The organism is Ralstonia sp. R-29 (assembly GCF_049913345.1).
Lineage (GTDB): Bacteria > Pseudomonadota > Gammaproteobacteria > Burkholderiales > Burkholderiaceae > Ralstonia.
The window spans coordinates 2933376-2956284 of the sequence record NZ_CP184377.1; the positions used below are offsets into that span (position 1 = coordinate 2933376).

A 22909-nucleotide genomic window follows, 5' to 3' on the forward strand; every position below is an offset into this window, starting at 1 on the left:
TACGCGTGCGGGTCAGGCCGATTTGCCGCGCGCAACCTTGCGCGCCGCCGCCCGCTTGCCGAGCCACGCCGAGCGCAGCGGCGACGGCTCCGTGGCCAGCGCCAGCGTGAACTGCGGCGTGGTGTCGGTGGCGAGCGTCACCTTCAGCGTCATCAGCTCGTCGCGGCGGAACACGTGCACGGGCACAGTATCGCCGGCGCGATGGCGCGTGAGCGTCTTGTCGAGCTGGCCAGCCGGCACACGCAGGCCGTCCACCGCGACGATCAGGTCGCCGGCAGACAAGCCGCCGCGCTGCGCCGGGCTGCCGTCGAACACCTGCTGCAGCTTGACGAAGCCGTTCTCCGTGCCCGCTTTGACGCCCAACGCGAGCGCCGACTCGGCAGCCTTGCGCGTGGCGCTCACGCCCATCGCCTTGAAGAGCGCCGGCAGCGGCAGATCATCCCGCCCTTCGGTCAGCTGGCGCACCAGCGTGCGTAGGCGCACACCCGTGGTCTCTTCCATCAGGGTGATCAGGCCAGCTTCAGTCACGCCGCGCTGCGTGTGGCCAGCGGCGTAGAAGTCACGGCCGTAGGTGGCCCACAGCGCGCGCATCACGTCATCCAGCGAGCGCTCGCCGTTGGTCTGCGTGCGGATCGTCAGGTCCAGCGCCAGCGCCACGAGCGAGCCCTTGGTGTAGTAGCTGACGATAGCGTTGGGGGCGTTCTCGTCCTGGCGGTAGTACTTCGTCCACGCATCAAACGAGCTTTCGGCCACGCTCTGCTTCAGGCGGCCGCTGCCGCGCAGCACGCCGTTCCAGGTCTTGGCGAGCATCTCCAGATACTGCGCCTCGGAGATCAAACCCGAGCGCACCAGCATCAGGTCGTCGTAGTAGCTCGTGAAACCTTCGAACAACCACAGCAGCGGCGTATGCACCTCGCGGTCGAGCGCGTACGGCACGAAGGTGGCCGGCTTGATGCGCTTGACGTTCCAGGTGTGGAAATACTCGTGGCTGACGAGGCCGAGGAAGGTGCGATAGCCCTCGGTAGTTTCGTCGCGACCGGTCACGGGCAGGTCATTGCGCGCGCACATGAGTGCCGTGCTGGCGCGGTGCTCCAGACCGCCGTAGCCGTCGGTCGTCACCATCGTCATGAAGACGTAGCGGCGGTTGCTGTCGAGGAACGGTGCCGTGGCCGTCTGCGGCTCGAACAGGCGGATCTGTGCTTCACAGATGCGCTTGAAGTCGCGGGCGATGCGCTCCAGGTCGAGGTTCGGCACACGGCCGGTGAAGACGGCGTCATGCTCTGCGCCGCAGGCCTCAAACGACACCATCTCGAACGTACCCATCTCGACCGGGTGGTCGATCAACTCGTCGTAGTCGGCAGCTTCGTACCAGCCGAAGCCGTAGCGCTTGGCGCCCGCCTTACCGTTGATGCGGCCGGTGGCTTCGCGCAGCGCGGTGGCGACGCGCCAGCCTCGGTAGGCGTCGCCCGCAGGCGGCTGGATATCGACCAGGCAACGTTGGTCGTCCGCGCCTTCCACACGCAGGAACACTGACGTGCCGTTGAAGAAGCCGTGTGTGGCGTCTAGATGCGCGGCGCGCACCGACAAATCCCACGCATAGACGTCGTATGAAACCGTCAGCGGCCCGGTGCATGGGGCGGCCCACCACGTGTGCTTGTCGACCTTGGTCAGGCGCACCGGCCGGTCAGCGGATGCGGCCTCGATCCGCACGATGTTGCGTGCGAACTCGCGGATCATGTAGCTGCCGGGAATCCACGCCGGCAGCGAAAAACGCTGGCCTTGGCTGTCAGGCGCATCCACCGTAACGGTGACGGTGAACACATGCGCCTCGGGCGCGGCGGGGGCGATGGTGTAGCGGATCGGCTTCATGGCGGACATTGTAGCGTTGCCGTCGCACGGTGCCGCAGCCAAATCGGGCCGCCCGCCGATGGCTCCAAGCAAGCGCCCCAAGAAAAAAGCGCCGGATGAACCGGCGCTTGATGCATGCGATTTACGACGTCTGAGTTACGACTTCTTCATCGCGGCGAACTTGCGCTCCAGCGTGGCCGCATCAATCAGCCCCGGCGCACGGGAACCATCCGGGAAGATGATGGCCGGCGTGCCCGTCACGTTGAGCTGCTGGCCGAGCTTCAGGTTGGCTTCCAGCGGCGTGTCGCAGGTGCCGGCGCCGCCCGGGGCGGTCTTGGCGATCATCCAGTCGCGCCAGGCCTTGGCACGGTCGGCGGAACACCAGATCTGCTTGGCCTTGGTGTTGGAGTCTTCCGACAGGATCGGGAACAGGAAGGTGTAGACGGTGATGTTGTCGACCTGCGTGAGCATCTGCTCCAGCTTGTGGCAGTACGGGCAGTTCGGGTCGGAGAACACGGCGATCTTGCGCGCGCCGTTCCCCTTGACCCACTTCACGGCGCGGTCCAGCGGCAGGTCGGCCCACTTCACGCGGTTGATCTCGGCCAGGCGCTCTTGCGTGAGGTTGGTGGCGGTCTGCGTGTCGAGCAGGTCGCCATTCAGCACGTAGCGGCCGGTGGCATCGGTGTAGACGACCTGGCTGCCCAGGTTGATCTCGTACAGGCCAGCCAGCGGGGACTTGGCAACGCCCTTGATGTCGACATTGGGGCCCAGGGCCTTCTGCACGCTGGCCTTGACCTTCTCCAGGGCGGGCTCGGCGGCACCGGCGCTCAGTACATAACCCGCGCCAATCGCAGCCACAGCCACCGCAGAGGCGATGGCCGCCACCCGAATACGAAACGACATAACTACTCCTGAAACCCCAAAAGCGCTGATGATGCCCGAGAACGGCCTCAGCCCAGCGCGTGCTTAATGAGTAAGCGTTTGATAAATGGCGTCATGCCCACCAGCGCCAAGCCCGCGTTGCGTACGGTGCGGGGCAGTGCGCCCGGCAGGGCGAACAGCTTGTGCAGACCGTCCGTGGCGGCCGTGAGCGAAAGCAGGTCTTCGCGGCGGGCGCGCTCGTAACGGCGCAGCAATCTCAGATCGCCATGATCGCGCATGGTTTCACGTTCCGCCATCACCTTGCCGATTTCGGACACATCCCTAAGACCGAGGTTCATACCCTGTCCGGCGAGCGGATGGATCACATGGGCCGCATCGCCCACCAGCGCCACGCGCGGCGCAACCACCCGGCTGGCGTGCTGCAACACAAGCGGAAAACCCTGTGCGGGCGTGATGTTCGATAACCGCCCAAAACGGGCGGCGATTGCACCACCCGCCGCGGCTTCCACTGTGCGGCACAGCGCTTCGGGGGACAGGGCCAGCAATTCGCGCGCGTGATCTTCACTGGCGGACCACACCATCGAGACCCGACGATCGGGCAGCGGCAGCATGGCGAGAATCTCGCCGCGTGCCGGGGTGTTGTCATCCGCGGCGGCCACGTCTGCGGCTGAGGTGCCGAGAAACCACTGCCACGCGGTGTCCTGGTGCCAGTGCTCGGCCTGGAAGTTGGCGACCACGCCCAGTTGGCGATACGGCTTGGCCTCGGCCTGGATGCCGGCCTGCTCGCGTACCCAGGAGTGCTTGCCGTCGGCGCCGATCACGCATTCGGCGCGGATCACCTGCCCGTCGGCCAGCGTCAGGCGCACCGCGTCGGCTTCCATCTCGAAGCCGGTGGCGGCGTGCGGGAAGGTCTGCACGGTGTGGGCGAAGCGCAGCGCGGTTTCCAGCGCGCGTTCGACCAGCGACGACTCGGCAATCCACGCCAGTTGCGGCGCGCCGGCGGCGTAGGAGGAGAAATGCAGATCGGGGTGCGCGTGCTCGCCACGGGCGGCTGCGTCGTCGCCGAAGATACGCATGTCCTGCACGGGCTGTACGCGCGTCATGTCGAGCGCGGGCCAGATGCGCAACTGCTCCAGCAGCGCCTGCGAGCTGGACGAAAACGCGTAGACACGCGCATCCCAGGCGTCCGGCCCGGCGGGTGCCGACACTGGCGCGGGCGGCGCAATATGCGCGACCCGCAAGCCGAGCTGCGCTAGGCGCAAGGCGCAGGCACGCCCGACGATACCGCCGCCCACCACGGCCAAATGGTAGGCCGGCCCTGCCTTGGAAGAGGAAAACGCGGGTGTATTCATGGTGGGGCCGATTATAGCGGCGGGGGGTATTGCGGCTTTGTGTCGGCGCAAATGTGTCGCGACAGACACGTAACGGCACGATTGACCGCTCGGTGTTTACGCTGACCACCCCTCGCGCGGGACGCATTCGTCACACGAACCCATTGCTGCGCCGAGCGCATATCCGGGCCCCCGATGTGCAAGCTGCATCGCATAAGTGCCACCCCCTTCGCTTGGCCGCAAACCCGCGAAGTGACGCCATTTTCACGTTTTGGGGAGCGCTCAAGTCATCGCGCGGGATGGACGATAAAAATGGGGTAATTCGACGTTTTGACCCGGGCGGCCCGCCGATACAGTGCGGTTCCGATCCACGCATTTTCCATCGTCATGTGGACCTTTTCTGAACGTGCCGGCACGTTGCTCTCTCTCCCGCTCTCGCTGGTTGCGCTGCTCGCTGTGACGGGCTGCGCGCAATTGCAGACCCAGACGCCGGCTACCGCCGCCCGCACCGCGCCCGCCGGCGAGGTACTGAGCTTCACCATCCCGCCCGACGCACTGGGCGCGCATGACCCGCAACTGACGAGCGTGCTGACCAAGGCCGGCGCGCTGGCCGCCGCGCAGAAGCGCCCGGCAACGATCCAGGTGGCTGCACTGACGCAGGATTTCCGCTACCTGAACCAGGCGCTGTGGAATGGCGTGCCCGCACAGCGCGCCAACTACGTCCGCCTGGAAAACCTGACCGTCAGCGCCAGCCAGCCCTACAGCGTGACGATCCGCACGCAGGATTAAGAGGAACGTCATGCGTATGACCCATCTGCTCTTCCCGCTCACCGTCGGCCTGCTGGCGGTACCGGCTGCTTCGGCGTTAGCCGCGCCACCCGACGCATTGATGCCGGCGACAGCCGCTGCGCCCGACAAGGTCTATCCGCCCCTGCCCACACTGGCGATGCTGCCGCCAGGCGGCGGTGCAGAAGTCGAAGCCCCGCCTGCGGCCCACGCACGCGGCAGCAAACGGAAGGTCGTGACCACCCAGTGGCGCAAGGCGACCGAGCCGGTGCCGCGCATGGTGGTGTCGGAGGCATCGCACACGTATCTGGCCAGCATCGAGCGCCAGCTCGAAGTGGCCATGCAGAAGTAACCCCCACAACCTGCTCGCCGGAACCGCCATGCCCATCGCCCACATCCACCGCAACTGGCGCCAACTCGGCGTGGCGCTGATGCTGGCGCTTTCCAGCTTGGCTGCGCATGCGGCCGGCGATTGCTTCGAACGGGCCGGCAGCTATCAGGGCGTCAACCCGACGGTGCTACGCGCGATCGTGTGGTTTGAATCGAAGGGCAATGCCAGCGCAGTGCACCGCAACGCCGACGGCTCAGTCGACATCGGGCAGGCGCAGATCAACTCCATCCACTTCAGCACGCTGGCGCGCTACGGCGTGCCCCGCCACGCGCTGACCGACGCGTGCGTGAACGTGTTCGTGGCGGCGTGGCTGCTCAAGCAAAAGATGGTGCGTCATGGCAACACGTGGCGCGCCATCGGCGCGTACCACTCCGAGACGCCCGCGCACCGCGACGCCTATGCGCGCAGCATCCAGCGCGTGTTGCTGTCGTGGGGAGAGTTGCGGGCCGACCGCTGAATCGGGTCCGGTCCCTGACCAGCGGATTGGCGGATCAGTAGTAGGAAACGGTCGCGTACGCCTGGCGCGCACCAATGGAGCGGCGCGGGCCGCTCGCCAGGCGGGTCAACGCATCCTGGCGCGGGCAGACCAGCGCGCGCACACGGGCGTCGTTGGCCAGGATGCGCATCATCAGATCGCGCTTGCGCTGCAACTCCTCTGGCGACAGGGCCGAACGCTGGCCATGGCCCAGGCGCTCCATATAGGCAGCGCATTCGCGTTCCAGCGCGCTCACGCCATCCCAGTCGCCCATCTCCGCGGCGTCGACCATCTCTTCCGACAAGCTGGCGATCGCCTCGTAGCAGGCGAACAGGCCGGCGTTGTCGGAAACCGTATCGATCGGGCGGGCGGCGGTGGCGGCGGTCCAGGACATGCTGTGCTCCAGAATCTTGTTGTTTGCCAGAACCCTGCAATAGGCATGCCCGGCCCGTGCGCAGCCGCTTCACGTTCTCGCAAAAACGGCGCCCAGGCCTTTCCCGGCTTGGCTTCGCAGGATACGGAGCGATGCCGTCAGCCCCCCGCTATCCACCCGAAAAACCGCCGCTGCGAACGAAGTTGTTACGTTTCTGGAACGTAACGCGTAACGCGTCCGTTACGCCCTCGAGCACACACGCCGCAACTGCCTTGCCTCTCGGGAGACGCTCTCTAGAATGAGGACATAGCGCCGCTCCTGCCATGCAGAAGTGGGCTGTCCGCTTGTCATCGATACGGCTGACATCTTCCGTACCTCCATCCGGGCACAGCCCTGTGGCGCCCTCGCCCACTGCAACCCCTTGGAGGCAACGATGAGCTATCACCTGGAAGGCCGTCTGCTGGAAGTCTGCAACTGCCGCGTCCTATGCCCGTGCTGGATCGGTGAAGACCCGGACTTCGGCACCTGCGACACCATCGTCGCGTGGCACATGGACCGCGGCACCATCGACGGCATCGATGTGTCCGGCTGCACCATCGCCGCTGTCGCTCACGTGCCCGGCAACATCCTGGAAGGCAACTGGACGGCGGCGATCTTCCTCAACGACAGTGCAACCGACGAGCAGGAGAAGGCGCTGCTCAAGGTCTATACGGGCCAAGCTGGCGGCCCGATTGCGGAGCTCGCCAAGCTGATCGGCAAGGTGGTTTCGGTCGAGCGCGCGCCCATCACGTTCGACATCGTCGGCGCCAAGGGCACGCTCAAGATCGGGGCCGACTACTACGCCGAACTTGAACCGTACGTCGGCCCGACCGGCCAGCAGACCACGCTGTCGGATACGGTGTTCTCCACCGTGCCCGGCGCGCCGGTGTTCGTGGGCAAGGCGCCGGTCTACCGTTCGAAGAACGCAGATATCGGCATCAACGTCGACATCCAGAACCACAACGCGCTGCAGAGCACCTTCTTGTTCGACGCCTGAGCGGCGGCGGCCATGCGCGTCGCAGCATCCCGCCATCAACACGTCTTCCTGCCGGTGCTGGCCGGCCTGGTGACGCTGGCCTGGCTCACGTTGTGGCTGTGGGCGCGCAGCCCCTATGGCCGCTATCTCGATCATGGCGACTGGACAGCGTCCGGCCCGGCGGCATGGCTGTGCCGGGCCGTGCCGGCGGGTTCGCTCGTGGTGCCGGCGGCGCTCTCCGCGCTGGCCTGGTCGCTGATGATCCTGGCGATGATGCTGCCGACCACGTTGCCGCTGTTCCAGGCCTTTGACCGCGTGGTTGCGGGGCGGCCGGATCGCCAGCGTCTGCTGACCTGGCTGGGCGTGGGCTATCTGGCTGCCTGGAGCGCGTTCGGTCTGCTGGCGCACGGACTACACGCAGTGCTGCTCGCGGGGGTGGCGCGGGTGCCGCTGCTGGGCTGGCATGGCTGGCTGATCGGCGCGGCCACGCTGGCGGGGGCGGGCGCGTTTCAGTTCAGCGCACTGAAGTATCGATGCCTGGACCAGTGCCGTTCGCCGCTGAGCTTCGTCATCAGCCATTGGCACGGCCCCGCGCCGCAGCGGCAGGCGTTCATGCTGGGCTTGCGCCACGGCCTCTTCTGCGTGGGGTGCTGCTGGGCCTTGATGCTGCTGATGTTCGTGGTGGGCGCGGGCAGCCTCGGCTGGATGCTGGTGCTGGCGGCCGCCATGGCCATCGAGAAGAATGTTTCATGGGGGAGACAGGTGTCCGCGCCGCTCGGTGTGGCCTTGCTGGCCGGGGCAGCCTTGCTCGCCGCTACCCATCTTTGGGGCAGCGCACCCATCACCTGAAACCACCTTGGACCCGCCCCCCAACAGCCGACTCGCCCTGCGCACAGTGCTGCTCACCAGCATCACGATGGTGGCGTTTGCCTCCAACTCGCTGCTGTGCCGACTGGCGTTGCAGCACGCGGCCATCGATGCGGCGAGCTTTTCCAGCATCCGGCTGGTGTCGGGCGCGGTCATGCTGGCAATCCTCGTGCGGGCCGGCTCGACCAAAGCGCCGAAGGCACGGGTGGACTGGCTTGCCGCTGCCATGCTGTTCGCCTACGTCGCATTCTTCTCGTTTGCGTATCTCACCTTGAGCGCGGCCACGGGCGCGTTGATCCTGTTCGGCGCAGTGCAGCTCACCATGCTGGGCGCGGGCCTGGCTGCAGGCGAGCGGTTCGAGCCGCTGGGCTGGCTGGGCTTTGCGCTGGCGCTGGGTGGGCTTGTCTACCTGGTGTCGCCCGGCGTGACGGCGCCGACACCGCTGGGCGCCGCGCTAATGACCGTGGCCGGCGTGGCCTGGGGCGTGTATTCGCTGCGCGGGCGGGGGCTCGACAATCCGCTGGGCGCCACAGCGGGCAACTTCCTGCATGCCGCACCCATGGCGCTCGCCTTGAGCGTGGTGCTCTACAACCAAGCCCATGCCAGCCCGGCCGGCATCCTGCTGGCGCTGGCCTCCGGCGCGGTCACCTCGGGCATCGGCTACGTGATCTGGTACGCGGCGCTCAAGGGGCTGACGGCGATCCGCGCGGCGGCGGTGCAGTTGTCAGTGCCGCCCATTGCAGCGTTCGGGGCTGTGCTGTTCCTGGGCGAGCCGTTGACGCCACGCTTGGCGGCGGCATCGGCGGCAATCCTCGGCGGCATCGCCCTGGTGCTGGCCAGCCGCACGCAGCGCAAGCGCGCCGAGGCCGCATCCCAGGGCTAAGCGCACCCCGGAGCGGTTACAATCACGGGTTTCCAGCCCTGCCTGCCCGATGGTGCGTGACGGGGCCAACTCCTTGATTCCAAAGCCTTTACCATGAGCCTCCAATGCGGCATCGTCGGTCTGCCGAACGTCGGCAAGTCGACCCTGTTCAATGCCCTGACCAAAGCCGGCATCGCCGCCGAGAACTACCCGTTGTGACGATAAGGTCAACGTTAGTTTTCGAATCAAAGACTTAGAGGCTTTTCGGAAATTCGCGTGACAAAACTCGCACAAAAATCGTGACGTACCTTCCACTCGGATGAGTGGTGTTCGATGATACTCTGCCGCAGCGTCCAAGGCCAATTGGAGCTATCACGAACAGGTCCATCCTATGACTGAGGCACTGCTATCTACCGCGCTTAACCGCACCGCACAGTTCCATGAAGCAGTAGCTGACCATGTGAACCGTCTTGCGCCCTTCCCAGAAAAACGCTTCGTCGTCTCGTTTCAGGCCGGGCTGCTATCACTGGATCATGCAAGGGGTGCACTGGTACTGATTGGCAACGGTCTGGGTACTTCCGCCCTATCCCTGCTGCGCCCTCAGTACGAATCCCTTGTTCGTGGCATCTGGCTGCTTCATGCCGCCACGGACAATTGGGTGGACAAACTTGGCGAACCCCTGACCGTCGAGAGTGCCCGCAGGGCAAACGAAGGGCCGATGTTGGCGGAAATGCTGAAGCAATTGGATGCCGGTGAAGCCCCGGCACACATAGTTGACCAACTTCGGCAATTCAAGGATGTGTCGTGGAAAGCACTGAGTAGCTATACACATGGCGGGCTTCACCCACTGGCAAGGACGCTCTCCGGCTTCCCTGTCCAGCTTGCAATTGATGCAATGCGGAATTCCAATGCGCTTGTCTGCATCGCGGCACAGTTGACCGCCATTCTCACTGGCGATCCGCAAAGGAACATGCCCGCCGTCCGCAAGTTCCACGTGGACTTTGCGGACTGCGTCCCGATCATCGAGCCGCACGTGAAATCTTGACCGGACACCCCTTCGGGTAGTTGTGGCATGCCCAAAACGAACCGCCATGTGGCGCAGACTGGTTATTGGAAGCGAGTACGGGGTGAAATACTCTCACTCCGTCTGCCGCCGAACTAGGTCTGACGGGGCCGTGCCACCATGATGGGGAACCGTCTGTATGGACGAACGAAAATTCATCGAGCAACGCATCAAAGACCTTGAAGACGCGGTTGCCTTCTTCGGGCATCAAAACAAGGAGGAGCGTGAACGTTGGGTGGTAGACGCGTTCGTCCGGAACCTTGGACTTATCCCAGAAAAAGGTGAAATCGCCAGCGTCAAAGACGATCCGCCCGACGTGGAGTTTCGGGATGCCCGATTTGAGATCAAAGAGATTCTGGACCCTGACCGGCACCGCCATTATGAGTACAAGCAGGAACTGGAACGCGTGCGCAAGATCACCGAAGCCAAAGACCTGCTGAAGGAATTTACGCCGAAGGACATTGACCTCAGTGAGATATACCGGCTTTGTCACAACGAAGCCGTGAGACTCACCAAGTACTCGAACGACTTCAAGAAGCGAACCGACTTGCTTCTGTATGTCAACTTGCAAGAGGTGATGTTTTTTGCGGAGCAGCCCTACCCGAACACGTCCGAACTGGCGGCAACTGGATGGCGCTCGGTTTCATTTGTACTGGACCAGTACAGTGGCTGCTTCTGCGCCAGCCCAGATGCACCAAGCTTTATCCAGCAAACTGTCGGCACCATCTCGCACCGACCTGAAGTTGACGATTGCGCATAGTCGGCGCCGTTCAGTGAACGACCTTCCGATCCGATTCCAAGCCGGGCATATCTGACCGCGTTGTTGGACCGCCAAAGTCGATGATCTCGCCCGGGTTGAACGTCTGGACAACATATTCCAGCATCGAACCGAACCGGTTGACCACTGCCACGAAGTTTCCGGCGATCAGGCCATGCTCGTAGGGCAAGACGTACATCACGTTCAAGTCCTCGTCTTGATCCAGCGTGAACACCGGCAAGAACACGTTCTCGTTCAGCCGCCGCGTCAGTTCGTGCTTCTGGTCGATGGTGGCCTGCCGGTTCAGTGGCAGGTAGGTGCTGAACCGGATGAATTTCTGGTTTTCGATGATGGAGATGCGGAACCCCAAACCCTTCGGCGAACGCATCCAGATGCCGCCTGATTGGACTTCGTGGGGTACCAAGCCGCTGTCGCGGATGTGGGCTTCAAGGGTGTCGATGGTGATTTCGGATTCAGTGAAGGTCTTCAATAGGCGGTCCGCCATAGATTCAGCTGGTCATGATTGAACCACCAGGACGACATCCGGCGTGCTGTCGTCCCGGCATGACACCATCGCTAACTTAGTCGTTGGCCGGCCCCATGAATTTCTTCCCGAACGTGGTCAACTTCACATCCTTGCCAACGTTGTACTCCCGCGACTGCGCTGGGCTGGCGCCGTCCGATTCATCGACTCGGATCACACCGTCAATGTCCGTGTAGTTCCAAGTCGCGTTCATACCCTTCGTGGTCGTGCTGGCTTCAAATTCGCAACCGTCGCACGAACGCTTGTCCGTCAGGGTGATGCGTTCACTGCCATCCTTGATGGTGCCGACGACGTGTGCGTTCGCGGCGGTCACGGCAGCGGCCAGCAGCAGGCCAATAATCAATTGTGCTTTCATAGACTTCTCCGGTTTCAGTGGTCGAATGATGTAGAACCGCCGATGAACGGCGGTCGGGTCTAGTCTTTGGATAGCGTCACATCGCCGATAAGGCTTGGATGCGAGCTTCGGTCGTCTTTAGAAGACAGGCCGCGTCATTGCAGGCATTGCGCTGCTGCTTCATCCACGCCAACTGATCTGCCTTGAGTGCGTTGGCGTCTGAGGACTTCGACTTAGCAGACGCATACGCAGCAGCAAGGCGGCGGTCGGCATCGCCAGTCTCAGGGGTGGAACAGATCAATTTTTCGATCTTGGACAATGCCTTGGAGCAGTCAAAGGACGCGACGATGGCACCTTGTACGGGTTGGGTCGCCTGCGGCGCCGGGGATGACACTGCCGCTGGTTGAACAACTGGCTTCGCAGGTTCCTGCACCGGCGCCGACACAGCTTGCCCGGACGGTGCAAGAACACTGGCGACGCCTTCTGGCAGCGGGCACCGCCTATTCAGCGCGTCAGAAAGGGCAATGAAGTTGGTGTACTTGCCTGCCACGAGGGCATTGGTCTGGATGGTGTATCCAATGCGCTGCATGTCGTCCTGCGTCACCAGCTTCTCGAATTGCGCCATCTTGCATGCGCACAGTTCGGGGCTTTGGTGTTCAGTGCATCCTTGAAGGGCAAGGGTCTTCCACTCCTTGTCCCATGGTTTGGTGTTCTTGGACGACGCGGTGATGTCAGGTGCGGCGTAGGCCAGCATGGTGTACGCCACCATGTAGGGACCAAGATCGCCATCGCCCGCCTTGACACCCTCTCGGGTGGTCATCTTCACCAGCGGTCCATTTTGCTTCTCGGTCTTATCTGCCGGGGAGGACACCAGATAGGACAACGTCGTGCTGAACACCGGATCGGTGGGGATGCGGAAACCACGGATGGCCGCTTCAACGACCTTGGATTCTTTGACCTGTGCTGCACGCGCCAGGTCTTCCTTGGGGAATTCAATCACCAGCTTGCCGGAACAGGCGACGTTCTTGGATTGGTTGTTCCGCACCACCTCGCTGATCATCTCGACACGGAACTTGATGCGCTCCTTAGCGATAGCCATGACCAAGTCGGGCGAACCGGCCTCTGCCATTTGTTCGGCATAGTTGTCGGTGATGATTTGCTTCACGTCCTTCGACGCGCAATCAAGCTTGCCAGTGCCACCAAGCGGGGCTGTAAGGTTCGACAACGGGCCACCAGACTTCTCGGCTGCTTCGCAGGCACCGTATGCGACGAACAGGCTTGCTAACCCGAGCGCCGCCAACACTGGCTTCCCCCACAACTTCGTCGCATAGCACTTCCACTTCGGTTTCTGGCTGTTTTGCATGCAGTTTCCCTCCCGCGTCACGTGTTCTTCTGGATTAATGCGCTCGCAATACTACCAAATCGGTAGTATTTGGGGCGAGCGAAAACCCGACGATCCTTGTCTTCAGCCACTTGAAGGCAAGCATGTCGGTATTCGCTCAACGGCTCAAGGCAGCGCGCCTGCGCTCGGGGTTGTCACAGGAACGTCTCGGCATCGAGGCGGGACTTGATCCGATGTCCGCCAGCGCACGTATGAATCGTTATGAGTTAGGAAAACGTACGCCCGACGCACCGCTGGTGGAGCGGATCGCCGCTGTCTTGGACGTACCGGTCGCCTATCTTCATTCAGTCGATGACGACGAAGCCAACCTGCTTCTGAAATTTCACGACCTGAACAAGAAGCAACGCGCCAAAGTCATCACCTTCATTGACGAAGTGGCGGGATAGACGACGCTGCCTTATGAGGTAGCCTCGACAGCAGCTTCTTCTTTGACCTGCCGTGCCAACCGCGACAACGTGGACCGGGAGCATCCGGTGGCGGCCACAATCGTGTTCCAGCTATCACCACGTTGCAGCATCTGCATGATGGCGGCGTTCCGCTGCACATCAGGTTTGCGGCCTTTATAGCCACCTTCCGCTTTCAGTTTCTCGATCCCCTGCGCCTGACGGCGACGCCGGTCGTCATAGTCTTTCCGTGCGATGGCGGCCAGCATGTCCAGCATCATCGCGTTCAGCGCATCCATCATCCGACCGGTGATGTCGTCGGTATTGGTCGTCAACATCCATGATGTCGGCAGATCGAGCGCCACGACCCGTATGCGACGTGATTGGAGTTCAGCCTTCAGGCGCTGCCAGTCCTCGTTGTTCAATCGGGACAACCGATCCACTTGCTCGACCAGCAAACAATCCCCTTCATGACAATCGGCCAGCAGTCGGAACAGTTCAGGTCGTTGAAGCGATGCGCCCGATTCGTGTTCCATGTAGAACGAAACGATTTGTAGCCCTCGCTCCTTTGCGAACTCGATTAGGTCCGACTTGGCACGACCAGCATCCTGCTCCTTGGTTGATGCACGAAGGTACGCTCTGACGTACATGAACCACCCCAATCAGTTCGCTTAGGATGGTTCGAATAATATCGGTTCGATTTGGGTTGTGTCAAGCCGCATATCGAACCAATGCCGGACTGGTTCGCCTGACCTATACCCATCTGGGACCATTTTTGACCGCCCTATCCGAATAGCGGCACAACGGCATAATGATCTTCTCTGCACATGAGAGGTGCGCATGGCTGACGCTTGGGAAACCTTCCCGGCCCAAATGGGCGATCACCGGGCATTCATCGCTTTCAATGGCAGCTATGCCGAGATCGCACGCACGGACCCGCGAACGTCACTGTTTCGCGTACGGCTGGAATTCAAGCACCCCACCGCCGAAGGCATGCCACCGGAAGACGAGTTTCCGGAACTGAGAAACGTCTTGAATTTGCTGACAACCGGTGTTGTTGCAGAAGGTGGCATCCATGTCGGGCGTGTCACGGCGAAGGGCTATCGGCATTTCTACTTTTACGTCGCCCTGCCGGAAGAGAAGGTTCTGGACCTTTTCGATTCAGTCGCCGCCCAGACACCGTATGAGCTTGCATACGCTTACCAAGAAGACCCCGAGAAGGACGGGTATTGGAAAAATCTGTACCCGACAGCAGACGACTGGCAGGTGATCCGGGACATACGCGTGCTGGACGCTCTCAAAGACAAGGGCGACATCAGCAATGTGTCCCGGCCCGTATCGCATTGGGCTTACTTCCCGACGCCACAAGAAGCGCAGCAGTTCGCCGATTGGGCCAGAACGAATGCCTACCAAGTCGATTCTGTCGCACCGACCGGCGATAAGGTTGAAGTGCGATTCACGCACGAAGCAACGATGGAGCTTGAGGACATCACGTACCACACCATCATTATCAATCGCAAAACAAAGGCACTCGGCGGCGACTATGACGGTTGGGAAACCAGCGTAGAGCGTAGCGTTCAACCAACCTCACAAAGCAGGCCACGATGAACCTTGCCAGAATCCTCCGCATCTCAATTGCCATGCTGGTGGTTGGTGTGGTCTTGTCAGGGTGCGGCGAGAAATGGCCGCCGACGCAAGTTGCGGTCGTGAAGCTGCAACCGGAACGGTATGGTGAGTTCGTCAGCGCAATGGACGCAGCCATGCAGCAGCACGGGTTGACGAAATTTCCTCCGGCGCCGGGACTTGATGACCTCATGAAGCGGCCCGTGCTGTTCTATCTGTACAAGCGGGACCCTTCGGACACGAAGTTGTTCTTGACGGTAACAGACGTTGAAGGGATTTCGAAGGTCAAGGTTGATGTCTTCGGTCAGTATTTCCCCGATGCCGAAGCACGGCAGAACGCAACAGCCAGCGTCCACCAGGTGGTTGAGAAGTTTGGCGGCACAGTGGTGTCTGGGAAGTTCTGAAAACAACAACCCCTAGATGAATGGTGGCTGACGGCTTACCGATTCGTGAACCGTTGCAGGGGGAAGCAATGACGAACGATCTGGCACACATCATCGACCCCGCTTGCCGGTATCTATCCAAAGATGGTCCCGCTGGTGCAGCGCAGACCATCGCCACCGAATACCCGTTCGATCCGAAGCCGAATGGCACTCAAGGCCAACGAGCACGGCCTCAAGCTCACGGAGAAACGGCTCCCTTACGGACCGGGACTAATATGGATGGAACGCTCAAGCGATTCTTGGACTAATTATGGACGGATTAATTGAACTAGTCTTCGAGGGTGTTCCTGAACATGCCGTTGATAAGTTGGTGTGTGACCTGCGGCAGGGGGCAGCCATCCTCGAAATCTTTCACAGTGAACTGGGCTGCCTTGCCCCTGAACAAGCTGATCAAGATTTGACGCAGTTCCTCACAAAGGAAACGACGCCGGTGTCCCTTTTCGTAAGGACTGCTCTTGTCACGGTCGGCGGCATTCCAATTCGTAATCCGCTGGTGCGCGTCCTGCGCTTCGCAGGGGTGATCGAAGTGACTGTTGTATTCGAGAGTGCCGACATCGATGCGGCTGATAGGAAAGATGCGACTACGAAGCTTGCAGCTGGCACTGAATCGCTCGCGTGTAGCATGGGTGTTTCTAGGTACTACTGCGGATTCGAACCTGCGACTGACGAGAGAACGAGGTTATTTTCCAAGGGAAGACTTGGCCCCCTCATTGAGATTTGACCGCTTGCTGGAGGGAACTGGACGGTATGGCGCCCGATACCGATCTAGCACCTACTTTTCTGCATGACGCTTCCGTATTTGAGACGTGGCGGCGTTAACATGCGCGGAAAGGCCATCAAGGTCGGGGAAAAGATACGACCGGTCGATGCCGTAATCCCCCAAATGAGCCATGATGTCCGCCTTCAACGCAGCGGGAATGTCCAGTCGGAACAGATTGGGCCATCCCTTCGTTACGCGTGACTCCATGACATCAATCGGGTGCGCTGCGTCACAGTGAACGGTAAAGACACCTCGCTGGTTAATGACGCGGGGGAATATCGCCTTGGGAAGGTAGCCGAACACACCCTTCTTCTCGTTCAAGGTGTCGCGGGTATTCTCGTCGGTCAAGATCGCATCACACATCTCGTACATCCAGACCGCGCCGTCCTTGTCAGCATGATCCGAACACGCGAAGTAACACGCAACCAATGGATTCATCGACCAATCAAGAAGACGCGTCGCGAGGCCATGATGTTGAGCCAGCGCAAGTTGTTCAAGGTAGCTTGATGACAACGACGTGTATGCAACCGCGCTTTTAGCCCAGCGGTGGAATCGACCAAGGTCATCGTTATCCGGCAGATAGAACTCAGCACGACCGGCCTTCGGCAACAAATCCCAACTGGCCTGAGCATGCCCTCTGAACAGCCACCCCATCCCTTCGTGGCTTCTGAATCCACGAAAGACCTTGTGAAGCATGTCCACATCGGTCAGCTTGATCGTTCTGCAATCCATGTTCTTCGATTGATTGTTGATCGCACCCACTCCCATCAGGATTTTCGCAGATGCAGCACGGCCCGACGTACGTCAGGGACGGACACCATGCATCGCAACCACTCGTCGCGCCGCGTCGCGTGCACATGACCCGATACCGGCGAACCGGACAGACACGGCGCATCCTCTCCTCGCCAAATAGCCACAGAAAAAGAAAAAACAGTAACTATCTGGTCTTTTTTCTTCATCCCACCTTTGGACATCTGGACACCCCTATAGGGGTGTGTCCATGTCCGTCCGAAATAGGTCACTAATTTCGCCAATGGACAAACTGGTCATTTATGTTTGTCCGTTTGTCCGCGAAGTCCTAGCTTTTCACCCAGTAGTAGTCGCCGTGCTTGCCGACACGATTCGCATCGACCAGTTTCTTGATGGCACGAGCAAACGCCGTGCGCTGTGAATCAGCCAAACCCGTACTGATGCCCGCGTCGATTGCAGCTTGCTTCCAATGATCTTCGTGAACAACAAGTGCTGGGGCGAACATGCCTTCTGCCGCCACCAATTCAGGGCTTGGAGGAATGCCAAAGGGATCGGTAATCTTCCCAAGCACCTGATAGCAGGTTATCGCTGGCTTTGTCAGCTTCTCGCTTGCGGCCTTCTTGTTCGTCGGCACATCAAGAGGAACCAAAGCACCGGCGCTCCCGCCGTCACTCAAAGAAACGCCTTCGATCTGAAAGTGAAATTCGAAGTCTTCGGGACCATCTTTCATTTTGGTACATTGCAGAACACGAAGACCACTGGCGCGCTTATCCACACGGTATTCGTGGTCCATCGCAGCTTTCAAGGCCGAAGCACCTCGTGCTCGATCCTTATCGCTGTTCCCGGAGTGGTGAACCAGCACGACGGACGCATTGAACGGGATGCGCAGATTCGCATCAATCTTGCTCATCAGCTTGTTCACGTCAGCGTTACTGTTCTCGTCCCCATCGCCGAAGCTGCGGGCCAACGTGTCGATGACAATCATGCAGGGCTTGTCAGCCGAGACCAACCCAGCGATTGTTTCCGAAAGACAGTCAACGCTCTCACTGCTGGAAAGCTGGACTGGATGTTTTAGCAGGTGGAACGGCTTACCCTCTAACGAGACGCCGTTGGTCTTCGCCCAGACCTTCAATCGGCGACGGAAGCCATTAAGCCCTTCGCCAACGATATAGAAGACCGGACCGGGTTCCACTTCTTGACCATGCCAATCGGTTCCAGTCGCGACGCAACAGGCCCAATCCATAGCGACAAAGCTTTTCCCGCTGCCCGATGCGCCGAACAAGGTGCACGTCGTGTTCTGTTCCAAGATGCCATCGATCAACCACTCGGTTGTGATCGTTTCGGCCATGAAGTCGGACGCATGGACGAATTCATATTTGCGCGGACCGTCTGCCGAGTCTTCGCGTGCAGCCTGAGCACCGGCCATCGCATTGCGACCTGACAGGGCCTTGGCGATGGTCATTTGGCCGTAGGTCTGACCGTCGTCAGAATGCGGTTTGTTCCACTTCTCAGGTCGAAATAGTTCCGAAACGCGAAACAGCCGATCTAAGGTTTCCGCGTCCTGCGTCACGCGGGCCAGCATATTTGCCAGCGCAAGGTCGGCTTCGGACTGACTTGGATAGTCCGAAAAGTCGCCGTCAAATAGTTTACGGAACCGTTCGTCACCAGCAGCTTGCCTTGCCTTTGTCAGAATGTCTGCGTCATCCAATAGCTTGCTAGCGCCGCTGTCGGTCTGCGATGGCACCTTCTGATCTGCTTTGGCTTCCTTCGGATAATGACCAGACAGCCAGTCAATTGCATCCTGCTGGTCGGTAATCTCTTCGGCACCACCGAAACTTTGCCCCGTCACAGTGAAGTAGCGCGGGCTGCGTTCGTCATAGAGTTCAAGGCGATTGCCCGGCCCTGTTTTTCCGCAAAAGGGAAGTTTGCCCGTAGCGAGAATGTGCAAGCCATCGCCGCTTGGCGAACGTTCAATGTACGTTTCGGGGTACTGATCGACGATCTCTTGTGCCCATGCCTCAAGATTGCCATCAGGGGACAGCACGTGGTCGAGGTCGATGCCACAAATGCCATCGCGCATCATGACGCCGATGCCGTCGAAACCACCGCCTTCATAGGCGGCACGCACTTGGTCAAAGGTTGTCCATGTTGCCGGATCGTTAGGCTTCGCGTACCGACCATTGACTTGAATCGGTGGCTTCGTCCATTTACCGTCTTCACGCTCAGCCCATTGCCACAGAACCCAATGCGGGCGTGCTTTCAGGGATGCGGGAATGCCTTCGAAATTGACAGTCAGGGCCTCAGGCTTTTGTTGTGTATGGGTTGAAACAGGTTCGGAAATATTCAGATCGTTCATGCGAACTCCTTATGTGGTTAAGTGAGTTCACATTTTCATGCCCGACATAGATTTCCCCGATAGACGCGTGTCCTAACGCGCCTTAGCGTGTCGCCCCGCGTTGTATTCGGCCTCGCAACGCCTTTAGATTGAAGTAACCAGCTTCGCCATTCGGTTTTCTGTATTTCAGTTGTCCGCCCACGACCCCCAAGAAGCAACCAAACTCGGATTCGGCCAGCTTTACAAGTTCGGACCACACGTTGTTGGGATCGGTAGAATTCACTGCGTTCTTCTTGGCCTCCTCGATCTCCGTATGGAGTACGTGTACGCGGTTCCTTAGCGTGTGCCGGACGGTCGCAGGCACTGTCGGCAGTCGCGCATCTGCAGCCTCACCAATCAATGGCGCAATCGCCACTGATGTAGCGTGTAACTGCTCACCGCCAGTCGAACCCTCGGCCTCAAACCGGTCGATTTCGCCCCATTCAAACCGAAAACGTCGCTCGCCATCGGTGCATCTGATCCGAGCACCGTGGTCGAGATAGAACCAGATGGTGGTCTCTCCGGGAGAAGGACTGCCGCTGAGAAATTGGAAGGCATAGCCACCGCCTGCTTCGTCAGCCGGGCAGTGGCAGTACATCCATCTGCTGCACTGGGGACGGTTTTCGTAATGATCGTCGTCGCCGACAGTGGTCCCAACGTAGTATTCAGCGTAGCTTTCGTGCTTCGCGTTCTCAATATCCCCGACTAGATAGCCCCCCCTGAACTCGCCGCCAACGTATCTTTCTTGATCCGTGAGAGCGATTGCAGGGACAACCCTGCCCGTCCGAATAAGGTCGTGAAGGTATGCGCCGGGACACCCCCATCGGGTTGCCAGTTCAAAAAATGTAAGGAACTCTCGTTTGGGTACATCCATCAGGTATTCCATTCGCCTTGCTACTACCTACGGGTTCACCACCGCCAGCACGCTGGCACGCGAGATGTTGTAGGTCCGGGCCAAGGCGCTAACCGTCTCACCCGCCGCGTACTTGCTCTTCATCTCTTCACGTTGCGCAGTCGTGGTCTTGGGTGGTCGGCCAAGCACGCGTCCTTCCGCCTTCGCACGTGCCAAACCTGATTGGGTACGTTCCACCAACAAGTCCCTTTCCATAGTCGCCACCGCTGCCAGCATCGTCAGCATCAGCTTCCCGGCAGACGACCCCAGATCAAGCTTGCCAAGCTGAAGCACGACAACCTCGATCTTCCGTTCGGCCAGTGTCCGCACTGTACGCAGCACGTCTTCGGCATCGCGGCCCAGCCGGTCGAGACGAGAAACAACCAGCGTCTCACCGTCACGAATCTTGTCCAGCATGGCGACGAACTGCGGACGCTGGCTTGCATGGGTCTTGCCACTGATCCCCTCGTCGGTGAACCAGTAATCGATCTTGTAACCGGCGTTCTCGATTTCGAGACGCTGGTTCTCTGTTGTCTGTTCCCTTGTGCTGACCCTGCCATACCCGAAGATCGCCATCGCGCCTCGCAAAGTGTTGGAAATGGCTGTCAGGTTAACATCTGGTGCCAGTAATTATCAACCCTATATTTCCAACAGTTCAGCAGATGGAGTTCTGATCCCTGTTAGCAAACGGTCGATTTCCGATACGGCGAGCGGTGCACGATGGGCTTTCCAACCAACATCCGGTTAACGCTATACTGGCAATACATCCAGCTTCAAAACGAATAATTTCTTGGCCTTAATCCGCATCACAGGTTGATAGGAGCCTACTTTGAGCCTGAAAGCTGTCCGCCGCCCGCTGAAAGACGATCTGATCCAGTACATCGCCCGCCGCACGCCAGCAGTCTTCTTTCAACGGGTCGTAGAAGAAATCGAAGCTGGGCACTCCGCCGCGCACCAGCATGCGGTGACGTTTGACGATCCTGAAAGGAACCGGGTGCACCCGCAGCTTCAGCACTACCGGTCCAGCGAGGCCCTTCGTAAAGCAGCAACCGATGCCGGAATGGTCGTCGCGGCCCCGCATACCGAACCCAAAGGCGAACGCTTTAGTTTGGTCGCGAGTGGTGAAATCCGCTTCGGACAAATTTGCGTCCCGTTCAACAACAGGACGCCGCGACAGGCCAAGCACCGGCAAATGATTGCTGCTGTCAATGAGCGGCTGGAACCGGCAAACCTCGATCTGTTCACGGGGAATGGTGAGCCGCTTCCGGACGGCTTGGGCTGCCTGATCGTCGCGGTAAAGCCGCATCGCAGAGAACCGCAGTCCGTGCCCTTCGCTGTAATGCTTGGCATACCCTACACCAGCCTCAAGGAGTGGCACCTGTTCGTGCCGGTTTCTGAAATCATGGCCGCGTATCATCCCGAAGAACGCGTGGAAGTGCCCGACTTGGCGTGGGCTACTCTCAAGCGTCGTTTGCGTGCATCGGAAACATAACCATGCGAATTGGAGTTGCGGGTTTTCAGCCCGAACGTCTTGTACAAGCACGCCTTTGCCGGGGACTAACGCAGACAGCGTTGGCCGCAAAGGTGGGAAAGTCATCGGGCACCGTCTCGAAGTGGGAGAAAGGCGATCAAGTTCCTGAGTCGGAAGCGCTTCAGCGCTTGTCCGATCATCTTGGTATGCCGACTTCGTGGTTCCTGACTGCGCCGCCAAGCTATGGCGACAAGGTCTGCTTTTACAGAAGCACAGCAGCAGTTACTAAAGAAGCGCAGACAATCGCTGATATTCGCCTGAAGTGGCTGAACGAGATCAGTCTTGTCCTTCAGGATTGGGTAGATTGGCCTGCGGTGAACATTCCCCGTCTCGGCGCGAATGACCACCTGAAGATTACAGACGCCGACATCGAACAGGCGGCGCAGGCATGTCGTCGGCAGTGGAATCTCGGTCTAGGTCCGATCTCCGACATGGTGCTTGTGTTGGAGAACGCAGGTGTCATCTGTGTCCGCGAAGAACTTGGCTACACACGGATGGACGGCGCGTCACAGTGGTTCGACACGGATGGGCGTCCGTATGTGTTCCTAGCAGCGGACAAAGCAAACGGGGTTCGCAGCAGATTCGACGCCGCGCACGAACTCGGGCACCTAGTCCTACATCGGGACATCGACGATGTGGAGTTCATGAAGCGGTATCCCGAGATCGAACGACAAGCGCATCTGTTCGCCGCCGCATTCCTACTGCCAGCAGAAACGTTCGCAGCAGAAATGATCCGGCCTAGCCTTGATACCTTTCTCGCACTGAAGTTGCGCTGGAAGGTGTCGGTCGCTGCAATGATTATGCGCTGCCGCCAGTTGGAAATCATTGACGATGCCTATGCGACTCGCCTATGGAAGAACTACAGTGCACGCGGCTGGCGAAAAGGTGAACCACTTGATGATCGGCTTGGCTTCGAATCAGTCCGTCTTCTCCCCCGAACTATCAATCTCCTTCTGTCCGAAGGTGGACTAACGAAGGAAGGACTTCTTGCGTCGGTGGGGTTCAGCGCAATTGATTGCGAAAGGCTTTGCGGACTGCCTGAAGGATTTTTCAGTCATCAGTCGAGTGTGTCGTCACTGGACGCCGTTCGATTGAAAAAACAGTCCCTAGATGGGGCGCCATCGTCTCCGGCAGGAACGATATTGCAGTTCCCGCGTAAGGCATAACAGGGATACACATCCGCCATTGAAGGCAATATGTATGCAACCGACCACGAACTAGTG

Annotated in this window: 26 protein-coding genes and 1 pseudogene; 15 read left to right on the forward strand and 12 right to left on the reverse strand. The window is 60.0% G+C overall.

The window, feature by feature from the left end; all coding sequences use genetic code 11:
* Nucleotides 1–12: 12 nt before the first annotated feature.
* The 3 genes from ACN9M1_RS13800 to ACN9M1_RS13810 all read right to left on the reverse strand — a co-directional run bounded on the left by ACN9M1_RS13800 (nucleotide 13) and on the right by ACN9M1_RS13810 (nucleotide 4082).
* The gene (locus tag ACN9M1_RS13800; protein WP_426398870.1) at nucleotides 13–1869 is read right to left on the reverse strand and encodes a M61 family metallopeptidase; all 1857 of its coding nucleotides are present in this window, start codon (nucleotides 1867–1869) and stop codon (nucleotides 13–15) included.
* Nucleotides 1870–2004: 135 nt separating this feature from the next.
* Nucleotides 2005–2751 carry a DsbC family protein gene (locus ACN9M1_RS13805; RefSeq protein WP_426395209.1) on the reverse strand — a complete coding sequence of 249 codons (747 nt, stop codon included), beginning with the start codon at nucleotides 2749–2751 and terminating at the stop codon, nucleotides 2005–2007.
* Between the two features lie 47 nt (nucleotides 2752–2798).
* Complete coding sequence (locus ACN9M1_RS13810) at nucleotides 2799–4082, reverse strand: UbiH/UbiF family hydroxylase (protein ID WP_426395211.1); 1284 nt, start codon at nucleotides 4080–4082, stop codon at nucleotides 2799–2801.
* Nucleotides 4083–4448: 366 nt separating this feature from the next.
* Here ACN9M1_RS13810 and ACN9M1_RS13815 point away from each other — a divergent pair, with 366 nt between their 5' ends.
* The 3 genes from ACN9M1_RS13815 to ACN9M1_RS13825 are packed head-to-tail and all read left to right on the forward strand — an operon-like array spanning nucleotide 4449 to nucleotide 5695.
* On the forward strand, nucleotides 4449–4850 hold the full coding sequence (locus tag ACN9M1_RS13815) for a hypothetical protein (protein WP_426395212.1): 402 nt from the start codon (nucleotides 4449–4451) through the stop codon (nucleotides 4848–4850).
* A gap of 10 nt (nucleotides 4851–4860) precedes the next feature.
* Nucleotides 4861–5199, forward strand: coding sequence for a hypothetical protein (locus tag ACN9M1_RS13820; protein WP_426395213.1), 339 nt, complete (start codon nucleotides 4861–4863; stop codon nucleotides 5197–5199).
* Nucleotides 5200–5227: 28 nt separating this feature from the next.
* A complete protein-coding gene (locus tag ACN9M1_RS13825; RefSeq protein ID WP_426395214.1) occupies nucleotides 5228–5695 on the forward strand; it encodes a lytic transglycosylase domain-containing protein in 468 nt (155 codons plus the stop codon).
* A 34-nt stretch (nucleotides 5696–5729) separates the two neighbouring features.
* Here the strand turns inward: ACN9M1_RS13825 and ACN9M1_RS13830 are convergent, their stop codons facing one another.
* A complete protein-coding gene (locus ACN9M1_RS13830; protein WP_426395216.1) occupies nucleotides 5730–6107 on the reverse strand; it encodes a flagellar protein FliT in 378 nt (125 codons plus the stop codon).
* A gap of 412 nt (nucleotides 6108–6519) precedes the next feature.
* Here ACN9M1_RS13830 and ACN9M1_RS13835 point away from each other — a divergent pair, with 412 nt between their 5' ends.
* The 6 genes and pseudogenes from ACN9M1_RS13835 (at nucleotide 6520) to ACN9M1_RS13860 (ending at nucleotide 10653) form a co-directional block, all read left to right on the forward strand.
* Entirely contained in the window at nucleotides 6520–7122 is a 603-nt protein-coding gene (locus ACN9M1_RS13835) for a DUF1326 domain-containing protein (RefSeq protein ID WP_426395218.1), read from the forward strand.
* A 12-nt stretch (nucleotides 7123–7134) separates the two neighbouring features.
* Nucleotides 7135–7950: a DUF2182 domain-containing protein gene (locus ACN9M1_RS13840; RefSeq protein ID WP_426395220.1), complete on the forward strand. Its 816-nt coding sequence runs from the start codon at nucleotides 7135–7137 to the stop codon at nucleotides 7948–7950.
* Nucleotides 7951–8017: 67 nt separating this feature from the next.
* On the forward strand, nucleotides 8018–8851 hold the full coding sequence (locus ACN9M1_RS13845; protein WP_426398871.1) for a DMT family transporter: 834 nt from the start codon (nucleotides 8018–8020) through the stop codon (nucleotides 8849–8851).
* Between the two features lie 93 nt (nucleotides 8852–8944).
* Nucleotides 8945–9043 (forward strand): annotated as a pseudogene (locus ACN9M1_RS13850) (GTPase); the annotation flags it as partial.
* A 178-nt stretch (nucleotides 9044–9221) separates the two neighbouring features.
* Nucleotides 9222–9875 carry a DUF6988 family protein gene (locus ACN9M1_RS13855; RefSeq protein ID WP_426395222.1) on the forward strand — a complete coding sequence of 218 codons (654 nt, stop codon included), beginning with the start codon at nucleotides 9222–9224 and terminating at the stop codon, nucleotides 9873–9875.
* 157 nt (nucleotides 9876–10032) lie between these two features.
* Nucleotides 10033–10653 carry a DUF1780 domain-containing protein gene (locus tag ACN9M1_RS13860; RefSeq protein WP_426395223.1) on the forward strand — a complete coding sequence of 207 codons (621 nt, stop codon included), beginning with the start codon at nucleotides 10033–10035 and terminating at the stop codon, nucleotides 10651–10653.
* Nucleotides 10654–10663: 10 nt separating this feature from the next.
* Here the strand turns inward: ACN9M1_RS13860 and ACN9M1_RS13865 are convergent, their stop codons facing one another.
* The 3 genes from ACN9M1_RS13865 to ACN9M1_RS13875 all read right to left on the reverse strand — a co-directional run bounded on the left by ACN9M1_RS13865 (nucleotide 10664) and on the right by ACN9M1_RS13875 (nucleotide 12891).
* Nucleotides 10664–11155 carry a YbjN domain-containing protein gene (locus ACN9M1_RS13865; RefSeq protein WP_426395225.1) on the reverse strand — a complete coding sequence of 164 codons (492 nt, stop codon included), beginning with the start codon at nucleotides 11153–11155 and terminating at the stop codon, nucleotides 10664–10666.
* A gap of 76 nt (nucleotides 11156–11231) precedes the next feature.
* A complete protein-coding gene (locus tag ACN9M1_RS13870; protein WP_426395227.1) occupies nucleotides 11232–11549 on the reverse strand; it encodes a hypothetical protein in 318 nt (105 codons plus the stop codon).
* A gap of 76 nt (nucleotides 11550–11625) precedes the next feature.
* A complete protein-coding gene (locus tag ACN9M1_RS13875; RefSeq protein WP_426395229.1) occupies nucleotides 11626–12891 on the reverse strand; it encodes a lysozyme inhibitor LprI family protein in 1266 nt (421 codons plus the stop codon).
* A gap of 122 nt (nucleotides 12892–13013) precedes the next feature.
* Between ACN9M1_RS13875 and ACN9M1_RS13880 the strand changes: the two genes are divergently transcribed.
* Entirely contained in the window at nucleotides 13014–13316 is a 303-nt protein-coding gene (locus ACN9M1_RS13880) for a helix-turn-helix domain-containing protein (protein WP_426395231.1), read from the forward strand.
* A gap of 11 nt (nucleotides 13317–13327) precedes the next feature.
* Here ACN9M1_RS13880 and ACN9M1_RS13885 read toward each other — a convergent pair whose 3' ends face one another.
* Nucleotides 13328–13963, reverse strand: coding sequence for a recombinase family protein (locus ACN9M1_RS13885; RefSeq protein ID WP_426395232.1), 636 nt, complete (start codon nucleotides 13961–13963; stop codon nucleotides 13328–13330).
* A 190-nt stretch (nucleotides 13964–14153) separates the two neighbouring features.
* Between ACN9M1_RS13885 and ACN9M1_RS13890 the strand changes: the two genes are divergently transcribed.
* The 3 genes from ACN9M1_RS13890 to ACN9M1_RS13900 all read left to right on the forward strand — a co-directional run bounded on the left by ACN9M1_RS13890 (nucleotide 14154) and on the right by ACN9M1_RS13900 (nucleotide 16100).
* Nucleotides 14154–14921 (forward strand): DUF695 domain-containing protein, encoded by a 768-nt coding sequence (locus ACN9M1_RS13890; RefSeq protein WP_426395234.1) that lies wholly within the window; start codon nucleotides 14154–14156, stop codon nucleotides 14919–14921.
* Nucleotides 14918–15340, forward strand: coding sequence for a hypothetical protein (locus ACN9M1_RS13895; RefSeq protein ID WP_426395235.1), 423 nt, complete (start codon nucleotides 14918–14920; stop codon nucleotides 15338–15340). Before ACN9M1_RS13890 ends, ACN9M1_RS13895 begins: the two co-directional genes overlap by 4 nt.
* 289 nt (nucleotides 15341–15629) lie before the next feature.
* Complete coding sequence (locus ACN9M1_RS13900; protein WP_426395237.1) at nucleotides 15630–16100, forward strand: hypothetical protein; 471 nt, start codon at nucleotides 15630–15632, stop codon at nucleotides 16098–16100.
* A 51-nt stretch (nucleotides 16101–16151) separates the two neighbouring features.
* Here the strand turns inward: ACN9M1_RS13900 and ACN9M1_RS13905 are convergent, their stop codons facing one another.
* The 4 genes from ACN9M1_RS13905 to ACN9M1_RS13920 form a co-directional block, all read right to left on the reverse strand.
* Complete coding sequence (locus ACN9M1_RS13905; RefSeq protein ID WP_426395238.1) at nucleotides 16152–16907, reverse strand: FRG domain-containing protein; 756 nt, start codon at nucleotides 16905–16907, stop codon at nucleotides 16152–16154.
* Between the two features lie 310 nt (nucleotides 16908–17217).
* Nucleotides 17218–19245, reverse strand: coding sequence for an AAA family ATPase (locus ACN9M1_RS13910; RefSeq protein ID WP_426395240.1), 2028 nt, complete (start codon nucleotides 19243–19245; stop codon nucleotides 17218–17220).
* Between the two features lie 82 nt (nucleotides 19246–19327).
* On the reverse strand, nucleotides 19328–20149 hold the full coding sequence (locus tag ACN9M1_RS13915) for a hypothetical protein (RefSeq protein WP_426395242.1): 822 nt from the start codon (nucleotides 20147–20149) through the stop codon (nucleotides 19328–19330).
* A gap of 15 nt (nucleotides 20150–20164) precedes the next feature.
* Nucleotides 20165–20731 carry a recombinase family protein gene (locus tag ACN9M1_RS13920; RefSeq protein ID WP_426395244.1) on the reverse strand — a complete coding sequence of 189 codons (567 nt, stop codon included), beginning with the start codon at nucleotides 20729–20731 and terminating at the stop codon, nucleotides 20165–20167.
* A 253-nt stretch (nucleotides 20732–20984) separates the two neighbouring features.
* Between ACN9M1_RS13920 and ACN9M1_RS13925 the strand changes: the two genes are divergently transcribed.
* Both ACN9M1_RS13925 and ACN9M1_RS13930 read left to right on the forward strand, forming a co-directional pair.
* A complete protein-coding gene (locus ACN9M1_RS13925; protein WP_426395245.1) occupies nucleotides 20985–21647 on the forward strand; it encodes a hypothetical protein in 663 nt (220 codons plus the stop codon).
* Between the two features lie 2 nt (nucleotides 21648–21649).
* A complete protein-coding gene (locus ACN9M1_RS13930) occupies nucleotides 21650–22852 on the forward strand; it encodes a helix-turn-helix domain-containing protein (RefSeq protein WP_426395247.1) in 1203 nt (400 codons plus the stop codon).
* Nucleotides 22853–22909: the final 57 nt, after the last annotated feature.

Bases quoted from the DNA above. Each gene is read 5' to 3' on its own strand.
- ACN9M1_RS13800 (WP_426398870.1), bottom strand. From the start codon at position 1,869: ATGAAGCCGATCCGCTACACCATCGCCCCCGCCGCGCCCGAGGCGCAT.
- ACN9M1_RS13805 (WP_426395209.1), bottom strand. From the start codon at position 2,751: ATGTCGTTTCGTATTCGGGTGGCGGCCATCGCCTCTGCGGTGGCTGTG.
- ACN9M1_RS13810 (WP_426395211.1), bottom strand. From the start codon at position 4,082: ATGAATACACCCGCGTTTTCCTCTTCCAAGGCAGGGCCGGCCTACCAT.
- ACN9M1_RS13815 (WP_426395212.1), top strand. From the start codon at position 4,449: ATGTGGACCTTTTCTGAACGTGCCGGCACGTTGCTCTCTCTCCCGCTC.
- ACN9M1_RS13820 (WP_426395213.1), top strand. From the start codon at position 4,861: ATGCGTATGACCCATCTGCTCTTCCCGCTCACCGTCGGCCTGCTGGCG.
- ACN9M1_RS13825 (WP_426395214.1), top strand. From the start codon at position 5,228: ATGCCCATCGCCCACATCCACCGCAACTGGCGCCAACTCGGCGTGGCG.
- ACN9M1_RS13830 (WP_426395216.1), bottom strand. From the start codon at position 6,107: ATGTCCTGGACCGCCGCCACCGCCGCCCGCCCGATCGATACGGTTTCC.
- ACN9M1_RS13835 (WP_426395218.1), top strand. From the start codon at position 6,520: ATGAGCTATCACCTGGAAGGCCGTCTGCTGGAAGTCTGCAACTGCCGC.
- ACN9M1_RS13840 (WP_426395220.1), top strand. From the start codon at position 7,135: ATGCGCGTCGCAGCATCCCGCCATCAACACGTCTTCCTGCCGGTGCTG.
- ACN9M1_RS13845 (WP_426398871.1), top strand. From the start codon at position 8,018: ATGGTGGCGTTTGCCTCCAACTCGCTGCTGTGCCGACTGGCGTTGCAG.
- ACN9M1_RS13855 (WP_426395222.1), top strand. From the start codon at position 9,222: ATGACTGAGGCACTGCTATCTACCGCGCTTAACCGCACCGCACAGTTC.
- ACN9M1_RS13860 (WP_426395223.1), top strand. From the start codon at position 10,033: ATGGACGAACGAAAATTCATCGAGCAACGCATCAAAGACCTTGAAGAC.
- ACN9M1_RS13865 (WP_426395225.1), bottom strand. From the start codon at position 11,155: ATGGCGGACCGCCTATTGAAGACCTTCACTGAATCCGAAATCACCATC.
- ACN9M1_RS13870 (WP_426395227.1), bottom strand. From the start codon at position 11,549: ATGAAAGCACAATTGATTATTGGCCTGCTGCTGGCCGCTGCCGTGACC.
- ACN9M1_RS13875 (WP_426395229.1), bottom strand. From the start codon at position 12,891: ATGCAAAACAGCCAGAAACCGAAGTGGAAGTGCTATGCGACGAAGTTG.
- ACN9M1_RS13880 (WP_426395231.1), top strand. From the start codon at position 13,014: ATGTCGGTATTCGCTCAACGGCTCAAGGCAGCGCGCCTGCGCTCGGGG.
- ACN9M1_RS13885 (WP_426395232.1), bottom strand. From the start codon at position 13,963: ATGTACGTCAGAGCGTACCTTCGTGCATCAACCAAGGAGCAGGATGCT.
- ACN9M1_RS13890 (WP_426395234.1), top strand. From the start codon at position 14,154: ATGGCTGACGCTTGGGAAACCTTCCCGGCCCAAATGGGCGATCACCGG.
- ACN9M1_RS13895 (WP_426395235.1), top strand. From the start codon at position 14,918: ATGAACCTTGCCAGAATCCTCCGCATCTCAATTGCCATGCTGGTGGTT.
- ACN9M1_RS13900 (WP_426395237.1), top strand. From the start codon at position 15,630: ATGGACGGATTAATTGAACTAGTCTTCGAGGGTGTTCCTGAACATGCC.
- ACN9M1_RS13905 (WP_426395238.1), bottom strand. From the start codon at position 16,907: ATGGGAGTGGGTGCGATCAACAATCAATCGAAGAACATGGATTGCAGA.
- ACN9M1_RS13910 (WP_426395240.1), bottom strand. From the start codon at position 19,245: ATGAACGATCTGAATATTTCCGAACCTGTTTCAACCCATACACAACAA.
- ACN9M1_RS13915 (WP_426395242.1), bottom strand. From the start codon at position 20,149: ATGGAATACCTGATGGATGTACCCAAACGAGAGTTCCTTACATTTTTT.
- ACN9M1_RS13920 (WP_426395244.1), bottom strand. From the start codon at position 20,731: ATGGCGATCTTCGGGTATGGCAGGGTCAGCACAAGGGAACAGACAACA.
- ACN9M1_RS13930 (WP_426395247.1), top strand. From the start codon at position 21,650: ATGCGAATTGGAGTTGCGGGTTTTCAGCCCGAACGTCTTGTACAAGCA.